The sequence below is a fragment of the Acidaminococcus sp. genome, assembly GCF_050873445.1.
Taxonomy (GTDB): Bacteria; Bacillota; Negativicutes; order Acidaminococcales; family Acidaminococcaceae; genus Acidaminococcus.
The window spans coordinates 1-19,049 of record NZ_JBNMIU010000023.1 but is presented as its reverse complement, the minus strand read 5'-3'; the positions used below and the strand labels follow the sequence as shown (position 1 = coordinate 19,049).

Annotated in this window: 16 protein-coding genes and 1 tRNA gene; all 17 read right to left on the bottom strand. The window is 55.0% G+C overall.

Going from position 1 to position 19,049, the window contains the following annotated elements:
• Position 1: 1 nt before the first annotated feature.
• The 17 genes from carA to ACR0QW_RS05385 all read right to left on the bottom strand — a co-directional run bounded on the left by carA (position 2) and on the right by ACR0QW_RS05385 (position 18,790).
• Positions 2-1,078 (bottom strand): glutamine-hydrolyzing carbamoyl-phosphate synthase small subunit, encoded by a 1,077-nt coding sequence (gene carA, locus ACR0QW_RS05465; protein WP_432642703.1) that lies wholly within the window; start codon positions 1,076-1,078, stop codon positions 2-4.
• On the bottom strand, positions 1,066-2,358 hold the full coding sequence (locus ACR0QW_RS05460) for a dihydroorotase (RefSeq protein WP_432642702.1): 1,293 nt from the start codon (positions 2,356-2,358) through the stop codon (positions 1,066-1,068). The genes carA and ACR0QW_RS05460 overlap by 13 nt, the downstream gene beginning before the upstream one ends.
• On the bottom strand, positions 2,342-3,298 hold the full coding sequence (locus tag ACR0QW_RS05455; RefSeq protein WP_432642701.1) for an aspartate carbamoyltransferase catalytic subunit: 957 nt from the start codon (positions 3,296-3,298) through the stop codon (positions 2,342-2,344). The genes ACR0QW_RS05460 and ACR0QW_RS05455 overlap by 17 nt, the downstream gene beginning before the upstream one ends.
• A 270-nt stretch (positions 3,299-3,568) precedes the next feature.
• Positions 3,569-4,870, bottom strand: coding sequence for an amidohydrolase (locus ACR0QW_RS05450; RefSeq protein ID WP_432642700.1), 1,302 nt, complete (start codon positions 4,868-4,870; stop codon positions 3,569-3,571).
• Between the two features lie 76 nt (positions 4,871-4,946).
• Positions 4,947-6,548, bottom strand: a complete 1,602-nt coding sequence (locus ACR0QW_RS05445) for a DUF4127 family protein (RefSeq protein ID WP_432642699.1) — start codon at positions 6,546-6,548, stop codon at positions 4,947-4,949.
• Positions 6,549-6,694: 146 nt separating this feature from the next.
• Positions 6,695-7,126 (bottom strand): Asp23/Gls24 family envelope stress response protein, encoded by a 432-nt coding sequence (locus ACR0QW_RS05440; RefSeq protein ID WP_432642698.1) that lies wholly within the window; start codon positions 7,124-7,126, stop codon positions 6,695-6,697.
• 17 nt (positions 7,127-7,143) lie between these two features.
• On the bottom strand, positions 7,144-7,962 hold the full coding sequence (locus ACR0QW_RS05435; protein WP_432642697.1) for a nitroreductase family protein: 819 nt from the start codon (positions 7,960-7,962) through the stop codon (positions 7,144-7,146).
• A gap of 97 nt (positions 7,963-8,059) precedes the next feature.
• A tRNA-Asn gene (locus ACR0QW_RS05430) sits at positions 8,060-8,134 on the bottom strand.
• 60 nt (positions 8,135-8,194) lie between these two features.
• Positions 8,195-8,905 carry an aspartate/glutamate racemase family protein gene (locus ACR0QW_RS05425; RefSeq protein WP_432642696.1) on the bottom strand — a complete coding sequence of 237 codons (711 nt, stop codon included), beginning with the start codon at positions 8,903-8,905 and terminating at the stop codon, positions 8,195-8,197.
• 9 nt (positions 8,906-8,914) lie between these two features.
• The gene (locus ACR0QW_RS05420; protein ID WP_432642695.1) at positions 8,915-9,640 is read right to left on the bottom strand and encodes an amino acid ABC transporter ATP-binding protein; all 726 of its coding nucleotides are present in this window, start codon (positions 9,638-9,640) and stop codon (positions 8,915-8,917) included.
• Entirely contained in the window at positions 9,633-10,289 is a 657-nt protein-coding gene (locus ACR0QW_RS05415; protein WP_432642694.1) for an amino acid ABC transporter permease, read from the bottom strand. The genes ACR0QW_RS05420 and ACR0QW_RS05415 overlap by 8 nt, the downstream gene beginning before the upstream one ends.
• A gap of 20 nt (positions 10,290-10,309) precedes the next feature.
• A complete protein-coding gene (locus tag ACR0QW_RS05410; RefSeq protein ID WP_432642693.1) occupies positions 10,310-11,149 on the bottom strand; it encodes a transporter substrate-binding domain-containing protein in 840 nt (279 codons plus the stop codon).
• A 17-nt stretch (positions 11,150-11,166) separates the two neighbouring features.
• Complete coding sequence (locus tag ACR0QW_RS05405; protein ID WP_432642692.1) at positions 11,167-11,994, bottom strand: substrate-binding periplasmic protein; 828 nt, start codon at positions 11,992-11,994, stop codon at positions 11,167-11,169.
• Positions 11,995-12,036: 42 nt separating this feature from the next.
• A complete protein-coding gene (locus ACR0QW_RS05400) occupies positions 12,037-12,876 on the bottom strand; it encodes a polysaccharide deacetylase family protein (RefSeq protein WP_432642691.1) in 840 nt (279 codons plus the stop codon).
• The gene (locus tag ACR0QW_RS05395) at positions 12,873-13,724 is read right to left on the bottom strand and encodes a polysaccharide deacetylase family protein (RefSeq protein WP_432642690.1); all 852 of its coding nucleotides are present in this window, start codon (positions 13,722-13,724) and stop codon (positions 12,873-12,875) included. Before ACR0QW_RS05395 ends, ACR0QW_RS05400 begins: the two co-directional genes overlap by 4 nt.
• Positions 13,725-13,893: 169 nt before the next feature.
• Positions 13,894-16,266: an endonuclease MutS2 gene (locus ACR0QW_RS05390; protein WP_432642689.1), complete on the bottom strand. Its 2,373-nt coding sequence runs from the start codon at positions 16,264-16,266 to the stop codon at positions 13,894-13,896.
• Between the two features lie 58 nt (positions 16,267-16,324).
• Positions 16,325-18,790, bottom strand: a complete 2,466-nt coding sequence (locus tag ACR0QW_RS05385) for a DUF3656 domain-containing U32 family peptidase (RefSeq protein ID WP_432642688.1) — start codon at positions 18,788-18,790, stop codon at positions 16,325-16,327.
• Between the last annotated feature and the right edge of the window lie 259 nt (positions 18,791-19,049).

The window sequence follows — 19,049 nt, the reverse complement described above, 5'->3', positions numbered from 1 at the left end:
ATCAGTGTCCTCCCATCATCTTGATGAACCGGTCAAACAGGTATCCGTTGCCGCTGGGGCCCGGGGATGCCTCCGGATGGTACTGCACGGTAAAGGTAGGATGCTTCAGGTAGCGCAGCCCTTCAATGGTGTTGTCGTTCAGGGAACGGTTGATCACTTCGATGGGCAGGTCCTTCAGGGAATCTTCGTCCACCATGAACCCGTGGTTCTGGGAAGTGATGCAGATCTTGTGATCCACCAGATCCCGTACCGGCTGGTTGATGCCCCGGTGGCCGAACAGCATCTTCTTGGTCTTGGCGCCGTTGGCCAGTGCCATGACCTGATGGCCCATGCAGATGCCGAAGATGGGTTTCTTGCCGATCATTTTCTTAATATTGTCGATTTCCACGGTCAGGTCTGCCGGGTCGCCGGGGCCATTGCTCAGGAAGATGCCGTCCGGATCGATGGCCAGCACGTCTTCTGCCGGAGTTTCAGCCGGGAACACGGTGAGCTTGCAGCCCTTTTCCACCAGGCATTCCAGGATGTGGCGCTTCACGCCGTAGTCCAGCACGGCCACGGAATATTTGGCGTCATCCGGCCCCATGGTGTAGACTTCCTTGGTGGTCACCTGCAGCACCTGGTCATGCTCAATGGGAGCAGCCAGAAGTTTCTGCACTTCGTCATCAGGCGTATCGTCCGGTACCAGCACGCCCTGCAGGGTGCCGTAGGACCGGATCCGACGGGTGATGGCCCGGGTATCCACTCCGGTAAGGACGGGGATGTCGTTTTTCTCCAGGAACTGCATCACAGTCCCCTCATCCCGCCAGCTGGAAGGTTCGTCGCACAGCTCGCTGACAATCAGCCCTTTGTAGCAGCAGCGGTCACTCTGTTTGAAAATATCATTGCAGCCGTAGTTACCGATCAGAGGATAGGTGAAAATGACGATCTGCCCGCAGAAGGAAGGATCTGTCAGGGTTTCCTGATAACCTGTCATGCCTGTAGTGAACACCACTTCGCCTACGGCTTTATGGGTGCTGTACAGGGTCCCTTTATAGACGCTTCCGTCTTTCAATACCAATTTACCTTTTACTTTTTGCATACTACACCGTCTTTCATCACAAACTGGCCATCGACCATGGTCGCCACTGCCATACCCTTGCAGTGCTTGCCGTTAAAGGGGGTCACTTTCCCCCGGGTATAGAACTTGCTGGAGTCCACCGTCCATTCCTTATCCAGGTCCAGGATGGTCACATCCGCATTGCTGCCTGCTTTCAGGCTGCCAGCCGGCAGGTTCATGATCTTTGCCGGACTGGTGCTCATTTTATCAACAATTTCACTGATGGTGAATTCGCCTGTGTGGTACAGATCCGTAAGGATCACACCTACGGAAGTTTCCAGACCACAGAAACCGTTGGGAGCATACCGGAATTCCACATCCTTTTCTTCCGGTGCATGGGGTGCATGGTCTGTCACGATGGCATCGATGGTACCATCCTTCAGGCCGGCCCGCAGGGCTTCCACATGATCCCTGCTGCGCAGGGGCGGAGACACGCGGGTTGCCGTGCTGTAGCCCAGGCAGGCTTCGTCGGTCAGGGTCAGATGGTGTACCGTGGCTTCACAGGTGATGTTCACACCCCGTGCCTTGGCCCTGCGGACGATATCCACCGCCCCTTTGCTGGCGATATGGGCAATATGGATGTGAGCGCCGGTATATTCGGCAATGGCCGCATCCCGGGCCACACAGATATCTTCCGCAATGGAGGGGATACCGGGCACACCCAGGCGAGCGGAAACAATCCCTTCATGCATATAGCCTTCATGGTTCATTTCTTCATCGATATCGTGGCAGATCAGGGGTTTATCGAAAGCAGACACGTATTGGGCCGCCAGGTTCATCACCATGGCGCTCTGCACATAATGGCCATCATCGGAAAAGCCCATGACACCCCGTTGGGCCATATCGCCCATTTCGCTGAGTTCCTTGCCCTTTTCGCCCTTGGTGATGGCGCCGATCACTTCCACGTGCACATACCCTTCTTCTTTGGCCCGTTTCTGGATGCCGCTGACCACGATGGAGGTATCGATGATGGGTTTTGTATTGGGCATGCAGGCCACCCGGGTGATGCCGCCGTGGGCAGCTGCCATGGTCCCGGTCACCAGGTCTTCCTTGGCTTCCAGGCCCGGTTCCCGCAGATGGGTATGCAGATCAATAAAGCCGGGTGCCACCACCAGGCCCGTGGCGTCGAACACGTCATCGGCGGCTGCATCGATGTGCGGTGCTTCGTCCACGATCTTGCCGTCTTCCACCAGGATATCCAGCACGGCGTCCAGGTTCTGGCTGGGGTCTACCACTCGTCCGTTCTTAATTAGCGTTTTCAACTGGTTTTCCTCCCATAATCGTCAAGAATAATACGGCCATCCGCACAGCGACCCCATTGGTCACCTGTTCCCGGATCACAGCCTGATCGCTGTAGCCCGTATCCCAGGAAATTTCCAGGCCCCGGTTCATAGGACCCGGATGCATCACCAGGCAGTCCGGTTTGGCCAGTTTCATCCGTTCTTCGTTCACGCCATAGATCCGGGCATATTCACGAGGAGTCGGGAACAGCCCCATATCCTGCCGTTCCAGCTGGATCCGCAGTACATCCACCACGTCGGCGCCTTCGATGGCGTCTTCCACCCGTTTGTCCACCGTCACACCCAGTTCCTGGATGTCATGGGGGATCAGGGTCATGGGACCGGCCACATGCACATCCGCACCCAGTTTCGTCCAGGCAGCGATGTTGCTGCGGGCCACCCGGCTGTACAGGATGTCGCCGATGATGGCCATCTTCATCCCCTTGAATTTCTTACCGTGTTCCAGGATGGTGAACATGTCCAGGAGGCCCTGGGTAGGATGGGCGTGAGCCCCGTCCCCGGCATTGATCACCACCGGTGCGGCGATGTCAGCGGCGTATTTGGCAGCGCCTTCCACCGGATGCCGCATGACGATGGCATCGCAGGCCATGCTCTGCATGGTCAGGATGGTGTCCCGCAGGCATTCCCCTTTTTTCACACTGGAAGTCCCCGTATTCAGGTTGATTACATCGGCCCCCAGATATTTTCCGGCCAGCTCGAAGGAGCTCCGGGTCCGGGTACTGTTTTCGTAGAACAGGTTCACAATGGATTTGCCCCGCAGAGAGGGAAGCTTCTTGATATCCCGCTTCATGACTTTCTTCATCTCTGCTGCCGTTCGCATGATCAGATCATATTCTTCTACGGACAGGGAAGAAAGATCCAAAATGTCCCGTCCAGACAGGCTGACTGCCGCCTTTGTCATGTTATTGCCTCCTATGGAAAACCAGGTTGGTAGTCGGGGCCCGGCCAAGCCGCCCCCGTTCAATAATAAAAATAAGCCTTCTCGTCCTAAGACAAGAAGGCTTCTAAAAACTGCTTCTGGATAAAAGTCCCTTTCTTAGTCTCACAGGACTAGATTAAAAGGTTGCATTTGAAGTTAGTGTAAGTGTAGCACGGACAGGGGGAAATGTCAAGGAATGAGCCGACTCTCACTGCCATCGCCAGACAAGCTGGCATCTGGCATCTGATTTCTTTATTCCTTATTCCCGAAATGCTTGACCAGCATGGCGATGGTCCCGGCCGTGCGGGGCAGCACGTCCTCGTTGAAGTCGAAGTCACTCTGGTGATGGCCGGCAGCTTCTTCCGTACCGTACAGCATGTATACAGCCTGCCCCCCATGTTCCTGTACCCGGCTCATGAAGTAGCAGCAGTCCTCACTGCCGCTGACCTTCTGCTGCAGGTCCACATGGCTGTAGGTACCCAGGCCCTGTACCAGGTCGTAAATTTCCCTGCCCATGGCCGGAGAGGAATCAGAGGTGGTGGCACTGCCCATGGGTTCGATTTTTACATCCACATCGTACATCATGGCAGCTGCCCGTACCATCCGTTTGGCTTCTCTGGCCATAAAGTCGTTCACTTCAGCGGTCTCGCCCCGGGTTTCGAACTTGATCAGGCCGTTGGCGGGCACCACGTTCCGGCCGGTTCCGGCCTCCAGGATGCCCACGTTGATCCGGCTGGCACCGCCGCTGTGCCGGGCAATGGTATGGAGGGAAATAGCCGCCTGGGCTGCTGCCAGAAGGGCGTTCTTCCCCTTTTCCGGATCGGCGCCGGCGTGGCTGGGCTTGCCGGTGAACACGGCGTCCAGTTTGTCCGTGGCCAGGAAGCCCTGGGTCATGCATACCAGAGAATTGTCATGGTAATTTCCCAGGCCGATATGGCCGCTGATGAAGTAATCCACATCGTCCACGATGCCGCTCTGCACCATGCTCTTGGCCCCTACTACGCCTTCTTCGCCGGGCTGGAAACAGATCTTCAGGGTGCCGGCCATTTCGTCCCGGTGCTTGGCTGCCAGTTTGGCCACCGCCAGACCGATGGTGGCATGGCCATCATGGCCGCAGGCGTGCATCAGGCCTTCGTGCTGGGACTGGAACCCCAGTGCACTGGGCCGGTGGCAGGGTTTGGGATCTTCCGTGACGAACAGGGAATCGATGTCAAACCGCAGAGCCACTGTCTTACCCGGTTTCTTGAAATGCATCACGCCCACGCAGCCGGTCATGCCGCCAGCCATCTTGTCCACCAGTACCGGGTTCGCCCCTTCCTTGATGGCCCGCTGGGCGCATTTCTTCAGTGTGGCATCATCGGGGACCAGCATCCGGGATGCCGGGTCCAGGATTTCCCTGCCCATGAGCACTTCGTACCCCCATTCCTGCAGTTTGGTTGCAATGATGGACGTGGTGCGGAATTCCGTCCAGGCCGTTTCCGGGTGGGCATGGAGATCCCGCCGCATCTTGATCATATCGTCCTTCATGCTCATCGCTTCATCATAAAAAGTCATCTGTATTCCCCCTCATGATCTTTCACTCTGCACTTGCTGTTTCATTCCGCCAGCATCAGCCGGCTTTCTCTTTTCATTACCCACTGGACACTGGATCACCCGTCTCTGGCTTTTTCTTCACTTCCACCTCAAACGTCCGGTGCCAGGGCAGCTGATACGCATACTGCTCCACCGTTTTTCCCAACACAGGTCCGGCGGTCCGGGGCATCTTTTCCGTCACCAGCTGCTCGGCCTGCTTTGTCTGTTCATCGGTCATTTGACCGTCAGCCCACTTACCTGGCCACACCAGCTCCTGACGCACCTGCTGACGCACTTTGCTCTGGTAGGCCCAGTCGTCCAGGTACCGCACCGTCAGAAGCTCCTTCCGGTCCGGATCATCCAGGCATGGCCGCAGCATCCCCTGGCCCAGGGCGTATCCCAGGCTGTTGCTGGCAGTGTTCCAGCCGGCATAGGAGCCCAGCTGGTATCCCAGAGAATCCGATCCATCCCTGTAACTGGTGAACAGGCCCTTCACCAGGGCATTGCTGCCTCCATTGCCAAAGGCGACATCTGCCACACCGGTATTGGCGCCCTGCAGCACGTAATCCCGGGTCCGATGCAAAAACCGCCGGCCCGGCTCATCCAGGGTGTCCCCATTGGCCGCCGTATCAGCTCCCAGGGTCACACCGGTGAAGGGAGTATAGATACCCAGCACCAGATCTGCCCGTTTGTCGGACCGGGCAGGATACCCGCCGGCCGCCAGCACGTGCTGCCGATAGCTGGTCCGGATGGAACTGTCCTCATAGCTGGCCACGGTATCCGGTCCTTTTCCTTCATTATAATAAGCGTAGACCAGCGGTGTCACGCCCCGGGCTTTGTTCAGAGCCCGGTTGAGGAGTGTCATGCCCAGCTCGTCCGCTCCGGAAAAGGACCGCAACTTGTAACTGCAGGCTTTGTCCACATCTTCCAGCAGCACCTCCGCATCCCGGTGGGCTTCCGAATAGGGTGCCGAGTCGTCCCGGCCCAGCAGCAGGTAATCCAGGGAGCCCTGCCCCAGGCCGTCCGCCAGGTACCGCAGTACCGTCAGGTTCTTCCAGCGCCGGTTCAGCAGATCCTGGCGGATCTCCGCCGGGATCTCCGCTTCCAGCTGCTGCAGCTGCTTCTTTTCCCTTTTCTTCAGCAGGCCCAGACGGTCCCGGTCCCGCAGGGCACCCCACTGGAACAGTTTGGCTCCGTACTGCCCGTAATAGGCAGGTTCTGCCGGGGCACTGCTCCATTTGGGCGACCGCATGATGGTGGCAAAACCGTAGAGCGGCACACCCGGATGCTTCGATTTGAAAGCCAGCAGGGCCTTCGTCCGGGCCTCAAGGGTGCTTTCCGGCAATTCGTGGGTACGGGAAGGCACCAGGCCACCGTAAATCAGGCTGTCCGTGGAAACCACAGCGCCGTCCGCCCCGGCGGCATGATCATCCAGCCACTGGAGCAGCTTGTCCGGATCCCCGTTCTGCCTGTCGCTGGAAAGGAGCGCCAGGGGAGGCGTTTCCACCATTACTCCCGCCCTGCGGAAGCTGTCCACTGTATATTCCAGGGACACAGGACGGTTATCCAGGGGGATGAACAGCAATTTTTCCGCTGCTGCCGGCACACAGCCTGCCAGCGCAGCCAGTAAAGGAATTCCGATCTGTTTCCACCAGCCCAAGCTCTCACCTCATTTCCTATAACAGAGTTATTATACCATAACGAAAGGGGGTGTGAAAAAATGCTTTTCACACCCCCGTCACCAGTCATTGGTCACTAGTCCATGGATACCAGCTGATGCTGGCTCAATACAGGATCTGCGAAGGCTTATTTCGCATTTCCTTCCTGATCTGTTTTTTCTTCCGGTTCAGCAGTCGGCTCTGTTTTTTTCGTTGTTTCATCCAGCCTGGCCACGATGATGTCCACCTTGTCCACCACAAAATCGGCGATTTTGACCACTTCCTGCACCACCGCTTCCCTCAGGTGTTCGATGGCTTCAGGGATATTGGCATCACAGCAGACGGACACCTTCAGCGTAAAGGACACATGCCCCTTGGTCACAGTGCCATTCTCGTCCACTTCCGCATCCGTCTTTTCCACACCGACAGCGGACACGTTCTTGCCGGTCAGGCCCTTGGCGAAACCCATGAGCCCGCTGCTGCCGCTTTCACACAGGGAAACATCCTCTACCTGATCTGCAGCCAGACGTACCAGCTGCATGAAAACTTCTTCACAAATGATGGTCTTACCCTGGATCACAGGAATTCCTCCTTCAATCAACGAAATTCCACTTTCAGATGCTGCCGTTCAACCAGTTTATGATATTTGTACCTGGGATATCCTACCAACAGCGTCCCTACGATGACCTGCTTCTTGGGCACTTCCAGCAATTCCCGCAGGGGCTCGTAATCGCACTGGGCACAGGTCTGGATGAACCCCATGATGGTGGTTCCCAGACCCAGGGTGGGCGCATACAGTTCCGCATAGGCCCAGGCCTGTTCGCAGTTGCTGATGCCGGTCTGGTTCAGCCGGCGAGCCAGGGCGAACACCAGCTGTCTAGCGTTGCGGCCGATGATGTCAGTCCCTTTCCGGTACGTTTCCAGTACTTTCCGGAAGTACCGTGACCGGGGCGTATTGTTATCGATTTCTTCCTGCATCCAGTCAGCTACGCAGTCCGTGATTTTCCTGATCAGTTCCCGGTCGGAGACGACAATGTAGTACAGGCCCTGGGAGTTGGCCGCCGTAGGAGCGTACCGGCAGATGTCCAGCAGCTGGCGCATCTTGTCTTCGCTTACCAGCTCGTCAGTGAAATTTCGGATGCTGCGGCGCATACGAAGGAAGTTATAGGCCGTCCGGGAATCCAGCACGGGCATGGGGATGGGACTCATCTCCGCCCGGGGGCAGCGGATGTTGTCAAGAGCGCCGGTGGGACAGACAGAAACACAATGACCACAGGACATGCAGGACCGGTCATTGATACACACAGGGCCGTTTTCCTGCATTTCAATAATGCAGCTGGGACAAACTTTGGAACAGATCCCACATTTTACGCATTTTTCTTGATCAACGGTCAATATATCAACCAAATAAAACACCTCATATCTCTTGGTTTGCAGCAGCCGCCAGGAATCAGCGAACCCTCTGAAAATGGATTTAAAAAAAGCCGGACATCCGTCCGGCATGGTTTGCAAATGGCTCCCCGAGTAAGACTCGAACTTACAACAACTCGATTAACAGTCGAGTGCTCTACCATTGAGCTATCGGGGAATCTCAACAAAGATTATTCTACACGAAAACAGGGCTTATGTCAACAACTTTTTTATTTTTTTATGAAAAAGATTGAGAAAGGGGTTTGGGATAGGCTACCTTGCTAGTGGAAAGCCCCTGCCGGCTCAGGCTCTCTGCCAGGCTCACAGCAGCAATGGCCGGGTCGATCACCGGAATCCCCACTTCTCTGCCCAGTGGCGCGGCCAGGCCCAGGAATGACAAACAGCCCAAGACCAGGCACTCCGCTCCCTGTGCTTTCAATTCCTTTCCTGCAGTCACCAGTTGCCGGTAGGCTTCCTCCCGGTTGTCCCAGATAGATTTGCCCCGGAAATCAATGGCCGTGATCTTTCCAATATGATGCCGGTCGATTCCCACTGTCCCCAGAAAGGCTTCTTTTTCTCCGATGCGGGCAGGGTCTGCCAGAATCACTGACACGTTCCGTGCCAGAGCCGGAAACAGCAGCATGCTGGCCTGGGCTCCGCCCACCACCGGAATGTTCAGCTGCTCCCGGCAGGCCTCCACCACCGGGTCTGAAAAACAGTACAGGACAACAGCCTGGCAGCCCTCCTGTTCTGCCTGACGGGCCAGCTGCAAGAGCTCCGGTCCGGCCAGGACCACATCAGAGGCGCTGTCGATTTCCACTTTCGTCCGGGTCAGGCACACCATGGAGAGTTCTACATCGGCCCCCACATAGTGCTGAAGGAGGCTGCAGCGCTGGGCCATAGCCTCCTTCTCCACCCCGTAATCAGGATTGATAATACGGATTTTCATAGATTCTCCTTATGCCAAGATCTTGCTCAGGAACTTCCGGGCACGGTCGGACTTGGGCGCCGCAAAGAATTCCTTGGGCGGTGCACTTTCCACCAGATAACCCCCGTCCATAAAATGGATCATATCGGAAACATCCCGGGCAAACCCCATTTCATGGGTCACCAGCACCATGGTCATACCACTCTGGGCCAGTTTGCGGATGACGTCCAGTACTTCCTTCACCATTTCCGGATCCAGGGCCGACGTGGGTTCATCCAGAAGCAGTACATCCGGATGCATGGCCATGGCCCGGGCAATGGCTACCCGCTGCTGCTGTCCGCCAGACAGCCGGCTGGGGTATTCTTTGGCTTTATCAGCCAGTCCCACCATGCCCAGCAGTTCCATGGCATCTTCCTCTGCCTCTTTTTTGCTTTTATGGTTCACCACTTTGGGAGCGTAGGTCACATTGTCCAGTACGGTCATGTTCTTGAACAGGTTGAAATGCTGGAACACCATACATTCCCGTTTCCGGACGTCTGCGATTTTCACGCCGGGTTCCAGGATATTCTGCCCATCAAAGGAGATGGTTCCCTTATCCGGACGTTCCAGCAGATTCAGGCACCGCAGCAGAGTGGATTTGCCCGAGCCGGAGGGACCGATGATGGTCACCACCTGTCCTTTTTGGATATCCAGGTTGATGTCTTTCAGTACTTCCAGTTTGCCAAAATGCTTGGCCAGATGTTCTACTTTAATCACTGATACGCACCTTCTTTTCAAAATAGGCACCAATAAAGGTGAGGATCATGACCAGTACGTAGTACACGGCCGCTGCCACGATGAACGCTTCAAAGGCACGGAAGGTCTTGGCCTGGATCAGATCGGCCCAGCGCAGGGTATCTGCCACCCCGATGACGGAAACCAGGCTGGAATCTTTCAGCAGGGCAATGCTTTCGTTGATCAGGGCCGGGAAGGTATTCTTCACAGCCTGGGGCAGGATCACGTCCAGGATAAAGCGGTGCTTGGGTACCCCCAGGGACAGGGCTGCTTCCCACTGGCCCTTGTCCACAGAAAGGATACCGCCCCGCAGGGCTTCAGAAATATACGCAGCTGAGTTCAGGCCGAAACTCAGGACCCCGGCCTGAAGGGCCGAGATGGTGTAGCCGGTGAGCTGGGGCGTGGCAAAATAGATCAGCATCAGCTGCACCAGCAGCGGTGTGCCCCGGAATACGGAAATGTAGAACCGGGCCAGGGGTGCGAAGATCTTGTTCTTCGAAATGGTGATCAGGGCCAGGATGAAGCCCCCGATGAACCCCAGGAAAGTAGAGAAAAACGTGAATTTCAGAGTAACCCAGACTGCGCTTTCCAAAAGCGGCAGATAGGGCGTCAAAACGGAAAATTTAAACATAGGATCAGTTCTCTTTCAGCTTACTGTTTGGCGATATCCAATTTGGCTTCGGCAGCTTCGTATTGTTTCGTTGCATCTTCACCCAGATATTTCACCAGGATCTTGTGGAATTCGCCGTTGGATTTCATTTCTTTCAGGATGTCGTTGATCTTGCCGATGTCCTTGGAATCCTTGGGCAGAGCAATGGCAAACGTGTCATCGTTCACAACTGGCAGGTTCAGGATGACCATTTCCAGTTCAGGATTCTCTTTCACGAATACGGCAGCCTGGGCGGAGTCGAACAAGCCGGCATCCAGACGGCTGTTTTTGATATCCTGCACCACCAGCGGCGTATTGTCCAGTTCAGTGACTTCAATGCCGCCGGCAGCTTTCAGTTCCTTGACATAGGTAGTACCCATGGAGGCACCGGCCTTCTTGCCCTTCAGGTCGGCCAGAGTCTTATAGCCAGCACCCTTCTTGAATACCAGGGCTTTCATGGGGAAATAATACGGTTTGCTGAAAGAAACGACCTCTTTCCGTTCAGCCGTGGGAGAAATACCGGAAATAATCATATCAGCCCGGCCGCTCTGCAGGGTCGGTACCAGAGAGGCAAACTTCATATCATGGAATTCCACGGTCTTCCCCAGTTTTTTGCCGATGTATTGGGCGATTTCAATATCAATGCCGCTGTAATCCTGGGTGCCTTCCTTTACGCTTTCAAAAGGAGGGAATGTAGCATTGATGGCCACCACCATTTTTTTGCCATCTCCACCGTTTTTCTGTGCATCCTTCTTGGTTTCGCTGCCGCCGCAGCCGGCAATCAGCAAAGCAGAAAGCCCTGCTGCCAACCCCATCAACAATTTTTTACGCAGTTTCAACATATCTTCTCAGCTCCTTCTTACAGCCCCAGTTCCTTGACTTTCTTTTCATAATCAGCAGCCTGTTCTTCGCCCATATGTTTCACCAGGATTTTGTGAAATTCCCCATTTTTCTTCATTTCATCCAGGATGGCATTCACTTTTTCCACGTCCTTGGAATCCTTCGGGAACGCAATGGCAAAAGTATCGTCACTGCTGGTGGACAGTTTCAGCATATGCATTTCCAATTCCGGATGTTCCTTGCAGAATACGATGGCATGGGTACCATCACATACGGTAGCATCCAGCCGACCATTCAGCACATCCTGGACAGCCATGGTGGCGCTGTCCAATTCCACCACATCGATCCCGGGGACGGATTTCAGCTCTTTCACATAGGTGGTGCCCATCGTAGCTCCCGCTTTATGCCCCTTCAATGCTTCCAGGGATGTGAAATTGGTTCCTTTCTTGGCTACGATGGCCTTTGGCGGATAGAAATACGGTTTGGTGAAGCTGACTACTTCGCTCCGCTTGGCTGTCGGAGAAATACCTGAAATGACCATGTCAGCCCGGCCGCTTTGCAGTGTGGGAATCAGAGAAGCAAATTTCATATCCGTAATTTCCACTTTTTTACCCAGTTTCTTGGCGATGTAGTTGGCAATATCCACGTCGATGCCTGCGAACTTGTTCGTCTTGCTGTCCACATACTCAAAAGGCGGGAACGTTGCTGTCATAGCGACCTTCAGAGTCCCTCCCTGCGGTTGATCCGCTTTGGCATCCTTTTTTTCTGTCCCACAAGCCGTGAACAACAGAGCGGTAGAAACCGCTGCCAATGCCACTGCCAACATCCTTACCCATTTTGTCTTCATAATCCATTCCCTTCTCTTCTTATTTCATGCTTCCTTTTATGATTATTTTGATGCGTATTGTGGAAAACCGTTCTGTGCCAGCAGGTATCTGGCAACCTGTTCATCGGTCGCTATCCAGACACCACGGTCCTTTGCATACCGGATGAAGCTGCGCAGCGCATGGACATAGCTGGGATGTCCGATGAACTGCGGATGCATCACAAAATTCATGAATCCCTTTTCTTCCAGCAAACCATCCAGTTCCTCTTTCCAGATCTGGACCATCTCCCGTCCACTCTTCAGGTAATAATGTTCCGGGTGCTGGATGGTATACATATCATAGGAAGTATCATCATTGATGCTGTCCTTGGGAAGTTCCACAATGGGGATGGGCTTGCCATCCAGTTCATGGATGAACGGACGATCCGTATCCCGCCAGTTGGAAGAATAAATATACCCTCTCTTCAGCCACAATTTCAGATGAAAGTCATACAGCAAGCCATCGGGACTCCGGTTCCCCATAGGCCGCTTATCGATGATCCCCTGATAGATTTTTTCACATTTTTCCATCAGGGCATTTTCCTTGTCATAATCGTCATAGGCTTCATGGAGATAGCCATGATATGCAATTTCATGTCCCTGGGCATCAATATCCCGAATGACATCGGGATGAAGTTCTGCAGTATAGGCCGGTGTGAAAAACGTGGCATGGACCCCTTCGCTTTCCAGCAGCCGCAAAATCCGGGGAATCCCCTGTTTCACCGAATACCGGCCGCGGGAAACGTGAACCGGATGATGATAGTTGATGGGATTTCTCGTCAACCATAACGTTTCTGCATCAATGTCAAAAGACAGGCACAGGGCCATAGGTCTATGGTCCGGCCATTTCATATTCATCTTCATTTTGCTTCAGCTCCCTTTTCCATCCCATAATCTTTTACGTATTGAGCCACTGTCCTGCAATCTGCAATCCAGGCACCTCTTTGTTTCATGTACAGGATGAATTGCTCCAGCATATTGATCCGGCTCACTCGTCCGATCAGCTGAGGATGGAGCTTGATGATCATGATTTTATCTCCCTCCGCCGCCAGTTCATCATAGGCATCCTTCCAGATTTCCAGAACATCATCCGGCAGATAGCTGCAATTGATGGGAGCTTCATCGGCATAGGAGAAATAGAAATAAGAAAAGTCATCGATAGCCACGTCCGTAGGCAGTTCCACCAGGCCATTGTCCAGCACATAGGGCCAGTCGCAGTCTTTCAGCGTGGAATCATACAGATATCCTCTCTGGGAAAACAAATCCAGACTGAAATCCTGGAGAGCATCCAGAGGGCCTCTGGCTCCCATGGGCTTCTGGCCACAGATTTTCTCAATCAGGCTCTCGCTTTTTTCCAGATTTTCCGTTTCTTCTTCTCTCGTCAGTCCGATTGTATTGTTATGATCATACCCATGATAGGCGATTTCATACTTGCCGGCAGCAATGGCTTTGCACGGTTCCGGATACTTTTCGATCACCTGTCCGGGAATGAAAAAAGTGGCCGGCAGCGCATTCCGCTGCAGCATGGCCAGGCACCGCTGTAATCCTTCTTTTACTCCATATTGACCACGGGAGATGTCGGCAAAGCCGATGTTTTTTTTGCCGATGACCGAATAGCGCAGCAGTTCTGCGTCGAAATCGAACGTCAGCATCACAGCGATCCGCTTGCCCTCGGGCCATTGGATCCCATCCCCATTTTTCAAATGTATCATAATTTCACCTTCCACATCATAATGCCATACTAAGATAAAGTTTATTATACCATAAATGTCTGATTAAGCGAATATTGTTTCATGAAATTTGTATGATTATGTGGTTGTGTTACGAAATGTACAAAAGCAGGCTGCTGCAGCTGCAACAGCCCGATTTTGCTTCTTTAACCTATTTCACCCACACAATCGTCGCTCCGAAGCCACCTTCGTTGAGCGGCGCCATTTCGATCTTTTGTACGTTGGGATGCTGGTTCAGATATTCCAACAGTCCTTTTCGCAGCATGCCCGTGCCTTTGCCATGGACTAGACGGAACCGGTCCATACCGGCCAGCAGGGCATCATCGATGGCCTTGTCCACATAGGGAATGGCTTCGTCCACCGTCTTGCCCCGCACATCGATCTGCACAGTGGCATCCTGGGCCTTCTTCACGAACAGGTTATGACCCTGGCTGGTACTGCGTTTCAAGGTACGATGGGTACTCCTGGGCTGGCTGGGAGCTTCCTTTAACAGCAGGCAGTCTTTCAGTTTCAGGTTCATCTTCATGACCCCGATGCGCACCTGCACCTCATTGCCGTTCAGAGCTGTGATCACACCGCTTTGGCCCAGCTTCTTCACATACACCCTTTTCCCCACGGCCGCATTGCCGCTGGTAAGCCCCTGGCCCTCGGGCATGGGTTTGCCGTCGATGCTGAAGTTCTTGTTCAGTACCTTCCGGCTCATTTCGGCCAGCTGTTCCACCTTGCGGCTTTCCACCATGTCCTGGTTGGCCCGCAGTTCCTTCAGGATGCTGGTGGATTCCCGCCGGGCATTCCGGTACAGCTCATCGGCCTGTTCCCGTGCCTTGCGTAAAATGGCGTTCCGGCTCTTTTCCAGCTTGTCCCTTTCCTGCTTCAACTCATTCTTCATGTATTCGGCTTCCCGGCGCAGGCTTTCGATTTCGTCCTTGCGGCTTTCGTATTCCCGCCGTTCGCCTTCCAGATTCTGCAGCACCCGTTCCATGTTGCTGTGGCCTTCGCCAATAAAGCTCTTGGCTTCATCCAGGATTTCCTGGGGCAGACCCAGCCGTTTGCTGATGTAGAAAGCGTTGGAAGAACCGGGCACGCCCATGAGCAGTTTGTACGTAGGCCGCAGGGTCTCCGGATCGAATTCCACACTGGCGTTCTCCATGCCCTCATGTTCGTAGGCAAAGGTCTTCAGTTCGCTGTAGTGGGTGGTCATGATGGTAAGTACTTTTTTGCTGTACAGATACTCGATCATGGCCATGGCCAAAGCAGCGCCTTCGGTGGGATCCGTCCCTACGCACACTTCATCCACCAGCACCAGATCTCCTTCCCGCACATCCTTCAGGATGGAGATCATATTCTTCATGTGCCCGGAAAAAGTGGACAAGCTCTGCTCGATGCTCTGTTCATCGCCAATGTCCGCATAGACTCCGCCGAACACGGGCAGGATGGCTTCCGCCGCCGGTACGAACAAGCCGGCCTGGGCCATAAGGGCGAACAGCCCCACGGTCTTCAATGCCACCGTCTTACCGCCGGTATTGGGACCGGTGATCAGCAGCGTGGTAAAATCATCCCCCAGGTTGATATCCAGGGGCACTACCTTGTCCTGATTTAGCAGAGGATGGCGGCCCCTGGTGATACGGACCCGCTGCTGCAGGATCATCATGGGACGGCAGCAGTGGAGCTTCTGGGCCAGATTGGCCTTGGCTCCGATCAGATCGATCTGGGCCACCACGCCCAAAGATTCCAGGATGTTGTCTGCTTCGGCACCCACATGCCCGGTAAGGGTACGCAGGATCCGTTCCACTTCTGCCTGTTCCTCCAGCATGTATTTCTTGATGTCGTTGTTCAGGTTCACCACAGCCATGGGTTCCACAAACAGCGTGGCACCGCTGGAGCTCTGGTCATGGACCACACCGGGGAAATTCAGCCGGTATTCCTGTTTGATGGGGATGACGTACCGGTCTTCCCGCATGGTCACCAGGGCATCCTGGAAATACTTCTGGTTCATGGGATCATGGAGCAGGCTGTTCAGCTTATCCTTCACCCGATTCTTGGCAGCCAGGATGCCTGTACGCAGGCCCTGCAGCTTTACCGAAGCATTGTCCCTGATATTGCCCTTTTCGTCCAGGGCGCTGGACAGCTGTTTGCTGAGCCGGGAAAAATCCCCCAGCTGGGGGCCATAGTCCCGCAGGGCGGGAGCATTCTCCGTGTCTTCCGTCAGGAACTGCTTCAGGCTGCGGATGCCATCGACAGCGTCCCCGATGGCCTTGAAGTCTTCCGGTTCCAGGATGCTTCCCACCTTGGTACGCTTCACCAGGGGAGTGATGTCCGTAATTCCCCCCAGGGGCAGACGCCGGCCTTCGTCCAGAAGCTGTACGGCTTCGGCCGTTTCCTCCTGGGCCAGTTTCACCTGTTCGAAGCGGCTGGAACTGACCAGGTCCAGGGCCATTCTCTGCCCCAGGGAGGTACCGGCCTGCTCTGCCAGCATAGCCTTCACCTTATCGAATTCCAATGTATTGACTGCAAATTTTGCCATAAGAACTCCTTACCAACCATGTCCGCCCCCAGTAAGGACGGAGATGGTTTCCATCATGTTACAGAACCCCTCTGAAATAGTGGCCGCGGGTAGTATGAGGCCGGTTCTCTTCCACTTTCATCTCTCCGTCCAGCACGCCCCGGTACATGGCCACCAGCTCTCCCAGTTCTTCCGCCGGGTAACTGCGGCAATCCATGCGCAGCCGGGCGATCCCCGTCTTTTCCATTTCAGGCACATTGGCCAGCATGGAAAGCGGGTGTCCGTTCAGGACATGCATCCGGCCGAACTGATCCTGTTTCAGAGGGAACCGTTCCTTCTTCCGGTCTTCCAGGAAGCCCGGTTCTCTGCACTTGAAGCTGCATGACCCCTTGTCCAGATGACCCAGGAAGCTGCCTTCCACACAGTATTCGCTGACCATCATCTCCAGGGCCCCTTCTGCCAGGCATTCCAGAGGCAGCGGGCTCTTCTTCACCAGGCTGCCCACCTGCTGCAGGGTCAGCTCCGGCGACAGGGTAATGCCGGAAAAGCCCTGTTCCTGCCAGAACAGGATATTCTGGCTGTTGAACGTATTCATATTATAATCCAGCCATAAAGGCGCCCCCGTATCCCGTGCCATTTCCACCAGACCATTGTTGGCGATCAGGATAGCATCCGGTTCCAGGGCGGCCCACTGAGCCAGGTTGTTCTGATAGTACTTCAGCTGGCCTTCGCTGACGATCCGGCTGGTGGCCGCCAGCCACTTCTTTCCCCGGCTGCGCACCCATTCGGCGATGGTTTTATAATCGTCCAGGGTGAGAAGCGGCAGGGTATAGCTGTCGCCGCCGATGATCAGCACATCAGCTCCGGCTTCCAGGGCCACCTTGGCCTTTTCCAGAGTATCTACGTGTACGCTGAGTTCGCTGTGCCTGCGCTGGCCGTGGTTCACCCGCTGATCCAGCACGGAGTTATGCCATACAGCCTTTTTCCGGGGCGGCAGGAAGGCATGCAGACGTTTTTCCGTCAGTTCTTCCACAGCTGCCCGGCGGGCCTCGTTGATCTCGCTCATGGGCACCATGACGCCCTCATCCAGGTCACAGATCAGTTCGCCCAGGGAAAATTCCGTGGTTCCCAGCCGGTCCACCTGTTTTTTCACGGCTGCCTGATCCAGGGCGTGCTTCCGGGCTTTTTCCACAATGAAGCTGGTCAGTGCCTTCCCCTGGTTTCCCTCTTCGTCAGCAGCGATGATCTCCATGGGCTGCCCCAGATGGGCCGTCACCTGGAAGTACAAAGGGATCCGCTGCTTGTGGCTTTCTCCGAAGAACTGGGCCGCATACTGCATCAGCTGGTTGTCATACGTGCGGAACACCCGGTCATTCAGGCGGATGCCCCGGGGTACAGGGATGGTCACCAGGCTTCCGGCCCTAGCCACGGACACCTCTTTGCCGTTCACCTTCATGTGTTCCACCGTGGTGCCCACACGGCCGCCCACGCTGACCCAGAATTCCAGACCGTCGCCCAGATGCAGCTCCTTGTCCAGCTTTACGGTGCCGGTGGCATGATCCCTGGCAAGGGACTGCACCCGGCCAATGAGCACGCCCCGGTTGTTGGGACGCCGGTCGCTCATCATGGTGCGGCCCGGACGGCCCACCATGTACGCTGTCGTAAAATCCCGGTTGAAGATCTGCTCGATGTTCTGCCTGTCCTCCCGGGGCACATGATAATGACCTTCCAGATAGCTGTCGAAGGCCCGCCGGTAAATGTCCGTCACCACGGCCACGTATTCCGGACGCTTCATCCGTCCTTCGATCTTGAAGCTCCTCACCCCGGTCTGGATCAGCTGAGGCAGGATATCCAGGGTATTCAGATCCTTGGGTGAAAGCAGGTAATGGCCCGCATCCACTTTGGCCAGCATATCCTTTCCATCCTTGTCCACCAGCGTATAGGGCAGACGGCAGGGCTGTGCACAGCGTCCCCGGTTGCCGCTGCGGCCCCCGATCAGGCTGCTCATGAGGCATTGCCCGCTGTAGCAGATGCACAGGGCACCGTGCATGAAATTCTCGATTTTGCTGGGAGTCCTGCTGCAGATGGTCTTCAAGTCCTTCAGGCTGGTTTCCCTGGCAGGTACGGCCTGGGCCATGCCGTTGTGGTAGGTGAACATGACCCCGGCAGAATTGGTCACTGTCATCTGGGTACTGGCGTGCAGCGGCAGTTCCGGTGCCACCTTCCGGGCAATCCGGATAATGCCCATATCCTGGACGATGATGCCGTCCACCCCGATGTTGCTCAAGAAGCACAGGTATTCACCTACGGCAGGCAGTTCTTCATCATCCACCAGGGTATTCACGGTGACATAGATCCGCACCCGGTGCAGATGGGCAAAGCGGATGGCCCGGGTCATCTCCTCAGGCCCGAAATTATCCGCATAGGCCCGGGCGCCGAAGTGGCTGCCTCCCAGATAAACAGCGTCCGCACCGGCGAATACGGCAGCTTCCAGGGCCTCCCAGGTACCGGCCGGTGCCAGCAATTCAAGATCTTTGCGTTCCATATGGTTCTCCTTCAAAAAAGGGGGTAGAAAAAAAGCCCCTCGATTCCCTCTCAATTTGTTTCAATGCTTACATCCGTAATTTATAATTTTATCATTTTTACGGTTATTTTTCTATATGATAAATCAAAACTACCCGTATAACGGGTAGTTTGCTCTGCGGCTATAAGCCGCGTTACCTGCCTCGGCCTTAAGGCCCTAGATTTAAAGGCTACCAACCGCACTACATTTCCTGGCAGCCCCTCACTCGAGGGGCTTATTT

Bases quoted from the DNA above. Each gene is read 5' to 3' on its own strand.
- carA (WP_432642703.1), bottom strand. From the start codon at position 1,078: ATGCAAAAAGTAAAAGGTAAATTGGTATTGAAAGACGGAAGCGTCTAT.
- ACR0QW_RS05455 (WP_432642701.1), bottom strand. From the start codon at position 3,298: ATGACAAAGGCGGCAGTCAGCCTGTCTGGACGGGACATTTTGGATCTT.
- ACR0QW_RS05450 (WP_432642700.1), bottom strand. From the start codon at position 4,870: ATGACTTTTTATGATGAAGCGATGAGCATGAAGGACGATATGATCAAG.
- ACR0QW_RS05425 (WP_432642696.1), bottom strand. From the start codon at position 8,905: ATGAAAATCCGTATTATCAATCCTGATTACGGGGTGGAGAAGGAGGCT.
- ACR0QW_RS05415 (WP_432642694.1), bottom strand. From the start codon at position 10,289: ATGTTTAAATTTTCCGTTTTGACGCCCTATCTGCCGCTTTTGGAAAGC.
- ACR0QW_RS05410 (WP_432642693.1), bottom strand. From the start codon at position 11,149: ATGTTGAAACTGCGTAAAAAATTGTTGATGGGGTTGGCAGCAGGGCTT.
- ACR0QW_RS05405 (WP_432642692.1), bottom strand. From the start codon at position 11,994: ATGAAGACAAAATGGGTAAGGATGTTGGCAGTGGCATTGGCAGCGGTT.
- ACR0QW_RS05400 (WP_432642691.1), bottom strand. From the start codon at position 12,876: ATGAAGATGAATATGAAATGGCCGGACCATAGACCTATGGCCCTGTGC.
- ACR0QW_RS05395 (WP_432642690.1), bottom strand. From the start codon at position 13,724: ATGATACATTTGAAAAATGGGGATGGGATCCAATGGCCCGAGGGCAAG.
- ACR0QW_RS05390 (WP_432642689.1), bottom strand. From the start codon at position 16,266: ATGGCAAAATTTGCAGTCAATACATTGGAATTCGATAAGGTGAAGGCT.
- ACR0QW_RS05385 (WP_432642688.1), bottom strand. From the start codon at position 18,790: ATGGAACGCAAAGATCTTGAATTGCTGGCACCGGCCGGTACCTGGGAG.